The following is a 224-nucleotide window of genomic DNA, read 5'->3' on the forward strand; positions in this document are numbered from 1 at the left end:
TGGAGCTGAACGGGATCGAACCGATGACCTCCTGCTTGCAAGGCAGGCGCTCTCCCAACTGAGCTACAGCCCCAAAAAACCCCAAAAAGTGATGCTTATGCTTCGTAGGTAATTCCGAATACTTTTCGGGGACCCCTCAGCAAAGCAATATATGGTGGGCCTAGGCTGACTCGAACAGCCGACCTCACGCTTATCAGGCGTGCGCTCTAACCAACTGAGCTATA

1 tRNA gene is annotated in these 224 nt (G+C 52.7%); it reads right to left on the reverse strand.

The features are described from left to right. A tRNA-Ala gene (locus tag SB752_RS33485) sits at positions 1 to 73 on the reverse strand. Between the last annotated feature and the right edge of the window lie 151 nt (positions 74 to 224).

This window comes from Brevibacillus sp. SIMBA_040 (assembly GCF_046535075.1).
Taxonomy (GTDB): domain Bacteria; phylum Bacillota; class Bacilli; order Brevibacillales; family Brevibacillaceae; genus Brevibacillus.